Annotated in this window: 8 protein-coding genes; 4 read left to right on the top strand and 4 right to left on the bottom strand. The window is 51.0% G+C overall.

The features are described 5' to 3' along the window. The 4 genes from glyQ to gmhB all read left to right on the top strand — a co-directional run. Positions 1-916, top strand: a 916-nt coding sequence (gene glyQ / locus ACTH5D_RS12040) for a glycine--tRNA ligase subunit alpha (protein ID WP_441671548.1), incomplete at its 5' end; no start/stop codon positions are given. Beyond that, positions 917-2,983, top strand: coding sequence for a glycine--tRNA ligase subunit beta (glyS, locus tag ACTH5D_RS12035; protein ID WP_441671546.1), 2,067 nt, complete (start codon positions 917-919; stop codon positions 2,981-2,983). 541 nt (positions 2,984-3,524) lie between these two features. After that, positions 3,525-4,169: a hypothetical protein gene (locus ACTH5D_RS12030; RefSeq protein ID WP_441671544.1), complete on the top strand. Its 645-nt coding sequence runs from the start codon at positions 3,525-3,527 to the stop codon at positions 4,167-4,169. A gap of 11 nt (positions 4,170-4,180) precedes the next feature. Next, positions 4,181-4,744, top strand: coding sequence for a D-glycero-beta-D-manno-heptose 1,7-bisphosphate 7-phosphatase (gmhB, locus tag ACTH5D_RS12025; RefSeq protein ID WP_441671542.1), 564 nt, complete (start codon positions 4,181-4,183; stop codon positions 4,742-4,744). Between the two features lie 133 nt (positions 4,745-4,877). On the opposite strand, the gene gyrB is transcribed toward gmhB, so the two are convergent. From gyrB to dnaA, 4 genes are all read right to left on the bottom strand, one after another. Then, complete coding sequence (gyrB, locus tag ACTH5D_RS12020; protein ID WP_441671540.1) at positions 4,878-7,298, bottom strand: DNA topoisomerase (ATP-hydrolyzing) subunit B; 2,421 nt, start codon at positions 7,296-7,298, stop codon at positions 4,878-4,880. A gap of 51 nt (positions 7,299-7,349) precedes the next feature. Then, positions 7,350-8,453, bottom strand: coding sequence for a DNA replication/repair protein RecF (gene recF, locus ACTH5D_RS12015; RefSeq protein ID WP_441671538.1), 1,104 nt, complete (start codon positions 8,451-8,453; stop codon positions 7,350-7,352). A gap of 138 nt (positions 8,454-8,591) precedes the next feature. Then, on the bottom strand, positions 8,592-9,695 hold the full coding sequence (gene dnaN, locus ACTH5D_RS12010) for a DNA polymerase III subunit beta (protein ID WP_441671536.1): 1,104 nt from the start codon (positions 9,693-9,695) through the stop codon (positions 8,592-8,594). Positions 9,696-9,755: 60 nt separating this feature from the next. After that, positions 9,756-11,100: chromosomal replication initiator protein DnaA (dnaA, locus tag ACTH5D_RS12005; protein ID WP_441671534.1), on the bottom strand; the 1,345-nt coding region annotated here is incomplete at its 5' end.

Below are 11,100 nucleotides of genomic sequence, written 5' to 3'. Positions count from 1 at the left end.
TCAAGGCTTGATCCTTGCTCTGCAGCAGTACTGGGCAGAACAGGGTTGCGTCATTCTCCAGCCGCTCGATATGGAAGTCGGCGCAGGCACCTTCCACCCAGCGACGTTTCTGCGCGCCATTGGGCCAGAAACGTGGAATGCTGCCTACGTGCAACCTTCCCGACGCCCCACCGATGGTCGCTATGGCGAAAACCCTAACCGCCTGCAGCACTATTATCAGTTCCAAGTGGTGATGAAACCATCGCCGAGTAACTTCCAAGACCTTTATCTTGGCTCGCTCAAGCGGCTAGGTCTTGATCCACTGGTTCACGATGTGCGGTTTGTAGAAGACAACTGGGAGTCTCCTACGCTGGGCGCTTGGGGCCTTGGCTGGGAAATCTGGCTAAACGGTATGGAAGTTACCCAGTTTACCTACTTTCAACAGGCAGGTGGCATTGAGTGCTACCCGGTCACCGGCGAGCTCACCTATGGGCTTGAGCGTATCGCCATGTACCTGCAAAACGTTGACAGCGTTTACGATCTTGTTTGGGCCACGGCTCCAGACGGTAGCAAGGTCGCCTATGGCGACGTTTACTTGCAAAATGAGCGCGAACAATCTGCCTATAACTTTGAACATGCCGATGTCGATCAGCTATTTGCCTCCTTCGACCATCAGGAAAAAGAGTGCAGCAAACTGCTCGCAGCCAGCTTGCCCTTACCTGCCTACGAGCAGGTGCTGAAAGCATCGCATACGTTTAACCTATTGGACGCGCGTCACGCTATTTCGGTCACCGAACGTCAGCGCTTTATTTTACGCGTTCGGACCATGGCCCGAGATATTGCCACCGCTTACTTTGAGTCGCGTAAGGCAGAAGGTTTCCCCATGGCGCCAGAAATACTTCGCCGCGAACTACTCGCCGACCAGGGAGACGATTAAATGGCTGTTAATACGCTCTTATTAGAACTGGGTGCTGAAGAGCTGCCGCCGAAAGCGTTGGACGCACTGTCGGATGCCTTTGCCGCCGGCATTGAAAAAGGCCTACAGGAAGCCGACATTCCCTTTGCCAGCGTTGCCGCTTTTGCGACACCGCGGCGCCTGGCAGTACAGGTATTCGATCTCGCGGACAAGCAGCCCGATCGCGATGTTGAGCGGCGTGGCCCAGCTCTGGCAGCCGCCTTTAAAGATGGCGTTGCCACCAAAGCTGCCGAAGGTTTTGCTCGCTCCTGCGGCGTCACGGTGGACGATCTAATTCATTTAGACACCGATAAAGGCACCTGGCTTGCATTTCGTGAGCAGCAGCAAGGCGAGTCGATTCAGGCACTGCTGCCTGAGATCCTGCGCAAAACTATCAGCGCACTTCCGGTCCCTAAATATATGCGCTGGGGTGCGTCGCGCATTGAATTTTCACGGCCCGTGCACTGGCTTTTAGCGCTTTACGGCAACGACGTTGTGGTCGCCGATGTGCTTGGCTTACAGGCCAGCCGCACGACCTTCGGTCACCGCTTTCATGCGCCGGGTGCCATTCAGCTGGTGCATGCCAATGACTACATCGCAAGCTTGGAAAATGCGTACGTGTTGGTAGACCGCGCGCAGCGCCGTGAGCGCATTCGCGAGCAGGTGTTGGCGGAAGCCGAAGTACAAGCAGCTACTGCCGTTATCGACGAAGATCTTCTCATAGAAGTAAGTGGTTTAGTCGAGTGGCCGGTAGCCCTCACCGGAAGCTTTGATGAGCGCTTCCTGGAAGTACCGGCTGAATGCCTGATTTCATCCATGAAGGCCAACCAAAAATATTTCCATCTTTTAGATGATGCCGGCAAGCTGAAACCGCTATTTATCACCATTGCCAATATCGACAGCGCGGCCCCGGATCAGGTTATTTCTGGTAACGAAAAAGTGATTCGTCCGCGCTTAGCCGACGCCGCTTTTTTCTACGAAGTCGATCGCAAACGGACTCTTGCCTCAAGGACTGCTCTACTGGAAAGCGTTGTATTCCAAAAGCAGTTAGGCACTCTGGCGGATAAGGCGCGTCGCAGTACCGCCGTGGCGACCTTTATTGCAGAAAGGATCAACGCGGACGTTGCTCATACTCAGCGCGCCGTGGCACTGGCCAAGTGCGACTTAGTCACCGAAATGGTGCTCGAATTCCCCGAGCTTCAGGGAATTATGGGGCGCTATTACGCTGAGCTAGATGCTGAGCCTGTCAACGTTTCTCAAGCACTTGAAGAGCAGTACCTACCGCGTTTTGCCACCGATGCCATCCCCCAAAGCGCAACCGGTAAGGCACTAGCGTTGGCGGACCGCCTGGATACCCTGGTCGGTATCTTTGGGATTGGTCAACGCCCCACTGGCGCAAAAGATCCCTTCGCTTTGCGCCGCGCCTCTATTGGCGTGCTTAACATTCTGGTTAAGGGCGAGCTTAATCTTGATCTGCGCGAGCTTCTTAACATTGCCGCAGAACAGCACATGAGCCTGCCTAAGGCAGAAGGACTTGTTGAGGATGTACTGACTTATATGTTGGATCGTTTCCGCGCCTGGGGCCAAGATGAAGGCATTAGTGCGGAAATGTATCTTGCTGTGCGCGCACGACCGGTGACGAACCCGCTTGATTTCGCTCGCCGCCTTCGCGCTGTTAAAGCCTTTGCTCAACGCGATGAAGCCGCAGCGCTGGCATCCGCCAATAAGCGAGTTTCTAATATATTGACTAAGCAGGCCAATACCGATATCACTCAGGTGGACTCAACGTTACTGGCAGAAGATGCTGAGAAAAAGCTGTTCGACGCGGTAATGGCTAACCAAGCGCTGGTGGCTCCGCTGTTTGCACTGGGTGACTACCAGAAAGCACTCGATATACTGGCTACCCTTCGCGAGCCCGTGGATGCCTTCTTTGATCAGGTAATGGTCATGGCAGATGACCCTGCTATTCAGCGCAATCGGTTAGCGCTACTGGCCAGCTTGCAAGGTTTGTTTTTAGAGGTAGCCGATATCTCGCTACTACCTCAATAATCTTATACACCGACCCCCTCTAACCGATGGCATCGCGCCATCGGTTTTTTGTTTCACGTGAAACATTCCAATAATCCACAGTGCCTTCAATAGGAAATTCCTCATACGATCAGGGGAACAATTACCTAAACTTATGTCTAATGTGTTGCGTCTAGTCGCTTGGAAAACTCTCAATAAACATATCTATAGCGGCGTCTCTCAAATGCTTAATGAGGTATTATGGGTGGATAAACAAGCTTTAGACTTAATTTCTTCACTGTTTAGCTTTTTTGTTTCTCGGCCGATTTAGGAGTAAAATAATCGATATTAATGAAACAAAACGCTTTATACAGATAAGTCGTTTTCGTGGCAGAAATTTATCCGACTTGTTTGACCGTTAGTTAGCCGCGAGGATCCAGCTTATGTATGATCTTTTTTTACTCGACTCTCTCCCACGCCAGCAGGCAACCATGGCGCCACATATGCTTAATGGCGATAAGCTGTGGCTAAAGCGGGCGGCAAAGCGTAACTCGCGTTTGGCGCCCCGCTTAAACTATTGGCCATGTGGCTCAAACTAGATGCGCTTAAGCCTGTTCCCAACATAGGCGGTGAAGAAAGCATCATCATTGAAGCTAACCGTATCGAAACCTTACAAAAGGCGGGTATTCCGGTGCCGATTATTCTAGCGCAAACACCTCAGGCACTGCTCTTGGCCGATGCGGGTACGCCTGAGCAACCCGCTGTCACATTGCTAGAAAAAATTAAAAGTACAAATGACGTTGCTCAAATTGATAAAATTTTAGCACTTAGCATTGAAGCGCTGAATAGCGTTCATCATCGAGACTGCTACCTGAGCGAAGCCTTCGCACGCAATATTCTGATCACTAATGATAAAACCGTTTTTATCGACTTTGAGACCGACCCTGGTCAGGTTCACGCACCGGTGGATTGCATGGTGCGCGACTGGTACTGCTTTACTTTTTCGCTATACGGCAAGCTGTATAAATCACCAACGCAGTACGAGCGTTTAACACCGGCGCTAGTGGAGGGTTTGAAAAATGCGAAGCAGGACGTACGCGAGCGCTTTTGCGAAACACTTCCTAAACTGCTTCACTTACGGCGCATACCCTTTAAATTCTTCGGTAGCGACGGACGAAAGTTAAGCGTTACCCTTCAGTCTCTTGCAGCACTCAATCAGCGCCTATAGACGAGATTTCGATGCCGACATACCCTCAAAAACTGGTTATTCTTGACCGTGACGGCGTCATCAATCAGGACTCAGATGCTTACATCAAGTCCCTAGATGAATGGATACCTTATCCTGATTCAATTGCTGCCATCGCTCGTTTGTCGCAGTCAGGCTATATTGTAGCCATAGCCACTAACCAGTCAGGAATTGCGCGGGGGTATTATGATGAAACTGTACTTGCCAAGATCCACGCGCGTTTAAAAACATTGGTAGAGGCCGCAGGAGGCCGTATTGCGCACATTGCCTATTGCCCACATGGTCCCGACGATAAATGTACTTGCCGCAAGCCGCTGCCTGGACTGCTTCATGACATCCAGCGCGTATTAGGATTATCGAGCCTGTCAGGAAGCTGGATGGTGGGTGATAGCCTTCGCGACCTTCAGGCAGGCCACGCTTGTGGCTGTAGACTTGTACTCGTTAAAACGGGCAAAGGCGCACAAACCGCTCAAAAAGACCTAGGTCTCAATAACGCATTAATCTGCACTAACTTGAAAGACTTTACCGACAACCTTCTCGCTGGACGACTAGGTTAAAGCGTTTATTAATTTAAATCTCCTTGAGATACGCCAGCATTATACGCAAATGGTTAAAACGAAAAAAATGCCGCGGGCTATTCCCAGCGGCATTTTTATTTTCATTGTTTCACGTGAAACACGTCATACGCCTTTATACGTCGAGATTGGCCACTAAGGCATTTGTCTCGATGAATTCGCGACGAGGCTCTACATCATCACCCATCAGCGTATTAAACATCATATCGGCACCCACAGCGTCTTCAATAGTGACACGAAGCATACGACGGCTGTCAGGATCCATGGTGGTGTCCCAAAGCTGATCGGGATTCATTTCGCCTAGCCCTTTATAGCGCTGCACGGACAGCCCACGCTGGCCTTCTTGCATAAGCCATGCAAGGACCTCAGAAAAATGAGCTACGGGCTTCTGACGCTCTCCTCGCGCGATATAAGACCCTTCTTCAAGGAAACCATCCAACACAGCGCCAAGCTCAGCAATCCCGCGATAGTCGGCGCTTTCGAAGAAATCGAGCCCCCAAACATAGTCGGTAGTCACACCGTGGGCAACTAGCGAGACGGTAGGTAAATACAGCGCACGCTCTGTGTCTTCCTGAAGATGGAAGTGATACCGCGGCCCGCCTTCATAGGCCACCATATCGTCCATTGTCTTCTGAAGCTCATCAATCCAGCTCTGCATGGTGACACGATCTTTAAGACTCGCCTCCCCTTTCAATGCCGACGTATGGATAATCTGTTTAAGCACCTCATTCGGATAAACGCGCGATAAGCGATCAATTCGCTTCATCACGGTGCGATACTGGTTGACCAGCGATTCAAGCTGAGAGCCGCTAATACCCGGTGCATTGGCATTAACATGCAGGCCAGCGCCATCCAACGCTGTCGTGGTTAAGTAATCCACCATCGCCTGCTCATCTTTAAGATACAGCTCTTGCTTGCCGCGCTTAATTTTATAAAGCGGCGGCTGAGCAATAAAGATGTGGCCACGCTCTATTAACTCCGGCATTTGGCGGAAAAAGAAGGTCAGCAGCAACGTACGAATATGCGAACCGTCAACGTCCGCATCCGTCATGATAATAACGGAGTGGTAACGCAGCTTATCGGGATTAAATTCTTCACGGCCTATACCACAGCCAAGCGCAGTGATTAAGGTGCCCACTTCAGCGGACGAGAGCATCTTATCAAAACGTGCTTTCTCAACGTTCAGGATTTTACCTTTAAGCGGCAAAATGGCCTGAGTACGACGATCGCGCCCCTGCTTTGCACTACCACCTGCAGAATCACCCTCCACCAGGTAAAGCTCAGATTGGCTCGGATCTTTCTCTTGGCAGTCTGCAAGTTTACCCGGCAAACCGGCGATATCTAACGCGCCTTTACGCCGCGTCATGTCTCGTGCTTTACGCGCTGCTTCGCGCGCGCGCGCCGCGTCCAGCATCTTATTAACAATGGCTTTAGCTTCGTTGGGCTTTTCAACCAGGTATTCGGAAAACAGACGGCTCATCTCTTGCTCAACCGCTGTTTTAACTTCGCTGGAAACCAACTTGTCTTTTGTCTGAGATGAAAACTTAGGATCCGGCACTTTTACTGAGATAATCGCCGTTAATCCCTCACGAGCGTCATCACCGGTGGTATTCACTTTGGCTTTTTTAAGCAGATTTTCGGCGTCGATGTAGTTATTTAATGTACGCGTAAGGCCGGCACGAAAGCCCGCCAAATGTGCGCCGCCATCCCGCTGAGGAATATTATTGGTGTAACAGAAAATATTTTCAGTGAAGGCTTCGCTCCACTGCATGGCAACCTCAACTTCAACGCCATCATCACGGACAGCATTAAAGTGGAACACTGGGTTAATCACATTCTTATTGGTGTTCAGGTGATCAACAAAGGCTCTTAAGCCACCTTCGTAATGAAATAGCTCCTCTTTACCGCTGCGCTCATCCAATAGCCGTATAGCTACGCCGGAATTCAAAAAGGAGAGTTCACGCAGGCGCTTGGCCAATATATCGAAATGGAACTCGATATTGCCAAACGTTTCTGGCGAGGGGCGAAAATGAACGCGCGTGCCGCTTTTTTCAGTTTTCCCGACCACGCCCAGAGGCGCCTGAGGAACACCGTGACGATACAGCTGTTCAAACACTTCACCTTGACGCCAGATAGTGAGGCGCAGCTCGGCAGAAAGCGCGTTAACAACCGAAACCCCTACGCCGTGTAGGCCGCCAGACACCTTGTAGGAGTTGTCATCAAATTTACCGCCCGCGTGCAGTACGGTCATGATAACTTCAGCGGCGGAAACCCCCTCACCCTCATGAAGCTCGGTAGGAACACCGCGACCGTTATCGCTAACGGTGACCGACTCATCAGGATGAATGACAACGCGAATTTCGCTGCAGTGGCCCGCCAAAGCTTCATCGATGGAGTTATCCACCAACTCGAAGACCATATGGTGCAGACCAGTTCCATCGTCGGTGTCACCGATATACATACCTGGGCGCTTGCGTACTGCGTCCAGCCCTTTGAGCACCTTGATGCTTGATGAATCGTAAGCCTGCTCGCTCATTGACCACTCCGTCGTGAAGTCTGTCTCGTTCCGTATCGCCGATGTTTCTGCTTAGCTGTCCTGCACTAATTGGCTTAACCCATGCTCAACATGTTTCACGTGAAACATTTTTACTGCCGTATCAGGGAGCCACGTGCGTCGTAAAGCAGAAGACTCGACGCTGGTAATAAAAGCTTGGCACTGCATATCTTCCAGTAGCTGACAAAACTGATAACGATTTTGTTCGTCAAGTTCCGCAGGCAAATCATCGATAAGATAAATACAGTGTCGCTGTGCTGTTCTTTCCAGAAACCGGCCTTGGGCAAGCTTCATGGCGCTGACCACTAACTTCTGCTGGCCTCTGGAAAGCACTTCAACAGCCGGCTGTTTATTCACTCTTATGCGTAAATCGGCACGCTGCGGGCCTTGCTGGGTAAACCCCATCTGCTGATCGGTGGCGCGGCTATCGTGCAGCACTGCCGAAAGAGACCTTTCTTTATCCCACCCTCTCGCGTAGCGAAGTGAGAGGCTGAGCAAAGGAAACAGCATTTTTAAGGTTTCTTCAAATACAGGTAGAAAATCGCTGAACCAGGCTCTTCGCAGCATATCCATTTGCTCACCCCAGTAGGCAAGTTCTTGCTCCCAAACAACCATTTCCTGGGGTTGTATTCTACCACGCCTAAGCAGTGCATTCCGATGTTTCAGCGCACGGCGGGTACGCTTCCATATTCCCAAAAAGTCGTGTTCCACGTGAAACACACCCCAATCCAGAAACTCACGCCGTCCTGCCGGTGACCCTTCCAGCAAGCGAAACGCATCCGGATTAATAAGCTGCAACGGCATGGCTTCAACCAAGGCTGCTAACCGAGCGTTTTTCTCGCCTTTTAAGCGCAATTCTAGCTCTCTCTGGGCACGTAGACGGCGAACGCCTAGGGCAATCTCAGGTTCACCGCTTAGGCGCCCAAAGAGCGTCATATGCGGCTGCTCAGATTGAATGGCATGCTTCAACTGACGAGTACGAAACGAACGTCCCATGCCTAGAATATGCACGCCTTCCAGCAAGCTGGTTTTACCACTGCCATTAGCACCACTAATAACGTTGATACGAGGTGATGGCATCATCTCAACCGGTAGAAGGTTGCGCAAGCCATGGAAATTAAGCAGTGTTAGGCTCATTTCGGTATCGTCACTTCTAAAATCGCTAAGCTAGGTGGCCAGTAAGCACTACGAGACCAGTAGCATTCAAAGAAGAAACGGCGCTTCTGCTATCAGAAGCGCCGCTCAATTCCCCATCTGAACCTATACGTAATATAATTACAGGCGCATGGGCATTACGACATAAAGCGCGTCACCGCCACCAGGCTCTTCAAGCAGCGCACTGCTGTTTGGGTCTGCCAGTGTAAGTTGCACTCGTTCTTGGTTAAGCACCGTTAACACATCAACGAGATAGCCAACGTTAAAACCAACTTCCATAGCACCGCCGTTATACTCAATGGCGATATTTTCTTCAGCTTCTTCCTGCTCAGGGTTATTGGCCATTACTTTAAGATTATTTTCCTCAAGGTAAAGGCGTACCCCTCGATACTTCTCATTAGACAAAATAGCCGTGCGTGAAAGCATCTGGCGCAGCTCTGCACGCTCAGCTATCAACACTTTATCGCCATTGCGCGGGACTACACGCTCGTAATCCGGAAATTTACCGTCGATTAACTTAGAGGTAAATGTGAAATCACCAGTGTGTGCACGAACGTGACTGGAGCCCAACGTTAGGCTTACCGGCTCATCGCTGTCGTCTAACAAGCGCGACAGTTCCAAGATGCCCTTACGCGGGACAATCAGCTTTTGCGACTGGCTAACAGAGACGTCGATTGGCCGAGAGCACATCGCCAAGCGGTGGCCATCGGTGGCTACCGTGCGTAGCAGGTTACTTTGAATTTCCAGCAGCATGCCGTTGAGGTAATAGCGCACATCCTGCTGTGCCATGGCAAATGATGTGGCTTCAATCAGATGCTTTAAAATACCGCGAGGCACACTGATTTCCTGGCTGCCGTCGGCATCTTCAATATTTGGAAACTCAGCTACCGGTAATGTTGACAGCGTAAAACGCGAACGACCGCTGCGCAGTATTGCGCGGCCGTCTTCAACGCTAAGCTGAATGTCAGACTGGTCGGGAAGAGACTTACAGATGTCCATCAGCTTACGAGCAGGCACCGTGGCAGCGCCCGGCTGATCAACTTGGCTTGCTACGGTACGCCCAACCAGCTCAACTTCTAAATCAGTACCGGTGAGCGAGACCTGATCGCCTTCTATCTGAATCAACACATTAGAAAGCACAGGTAGTGTTTGGCGGCGCTCGACGACACCGGCGACCAGCGTCAGCGGACGTAGCAGCGCCTCTCGGGAAATCGAAAATTTCATCAATGCTCCGGTTCTATATCCTGACAGACCTGCGCATCGCAGGTCCGTCCTATGGAATGATTAACTGGTCAACAGGCGCAGTAAATTCTTATAGTCCTCACGAATGTCCGCACTTTCTTCCTGCAACGATTTAACTTTTCGGCATGCGTGCAGCACCGTGGTGTGATCACGCCCACCAAAAGCGTCGCCAATCTCTGGCAAGCTATGATTGGTTAGCTCTTTAGCGAGCGCCATTGCCACCTGACGGGGTCGAGCAACGGAGCGTGAACGACGCTTAGAAAGCAAGTCTGCCACCTTAATTTTGTAATACTCCGCCACCGTACGCTGAATATTATCAACGCCAACCTGCTTATCTTGAAGGGCTAACAGATCTTTTAATGACTCGCGAATAAAATCTTGGGTAATCGTTTTACCCATGAAATGCGAATCAGCAATAACTTTTTTCAACGCGCCTTCCAATTCGCGCACGTTGGAGCGAATTTTTTGAGCAATAAAGAACGCCGCATCGTGAGGCAAATCGACCTTAGCTTGATCAGCTTTCTTCATCAAAATGGCTACGCGCGTCTCAAGCTCCGGCGGCTCAATCGACACCGTCAGCCCCCAGCCAAAGCGTGATTTCAGACGCTCTTCTACACCGCTAATCTCTTTCGGATAGCGATCAGAGGTCAGAATCATCTGCTGGCCGCCTTCCAAGAGCGCATTGAACGTATGGAAGAACTCTTCTTGTGAACGCTCTTTACCGGCAAAAAACTGAATATCGTCAATTAGTAAGGCATCAACGCTGCGATAAAAACGTTTAAAATCATTAATCGCATTAAGCTGTAATGCCTTCACCATATCGGCAACAAATCGCTCGGAGTGTAGGTATACAACGCGCGCATTTTCACGCCGGGTCGCTAACGCATTGCCAACAGCGTGCATCAAGTGGGTTTTACCCAGCCCCACTCCGCCGTATAAAAACAGCGGGTTATAGGCACCGCCAGGATTTTCAGACACCTGGCGCGACGCCGCGCGTGCCAGTTGGTTCGATTTACCTTCAACAAAGGTATCAAAGGTAAAATTAGGATTAAGTCCGCTGCCATGTTTCAGGCTGCCCTCAACTTGCACCTGGCGCTCATTGGGGCGACGCGCAGGCGCTTGCTGCTCACGCAATTTATCGATTTCACGCTCGTCGGCGACATCTGACCGCGATGACGTATGCACCGCTGGCGAAGCAGGTCGCGATGGTGAAGCCGATATAGGATTACCTAAATCACGATGCTGAGGCGCCTGCGTAGCCGGGCGGCGACTACCTACCGTCAGGCTGACCTTAGGCGGTTTCGCGGGTGCAAGTTCACGCATCAGCTCACTTATCCGCTTGGCGTACTTATCACTCACCCAATCGCGCACAAAACGATTCGGCGCT

The organism is Halomonas sp. (assembly GCF_052095695.1).
Classification (GTDB): Bacteria; Pseudomonadota; Gammaproteobacteria; order Pseudomonadales; family Halomonadaceae; genus Vreelandella.
Note: the sequence above shows the minus strand (reverse complement) of the source record. Positions and strands in the feature narration are given on the sequence as shown.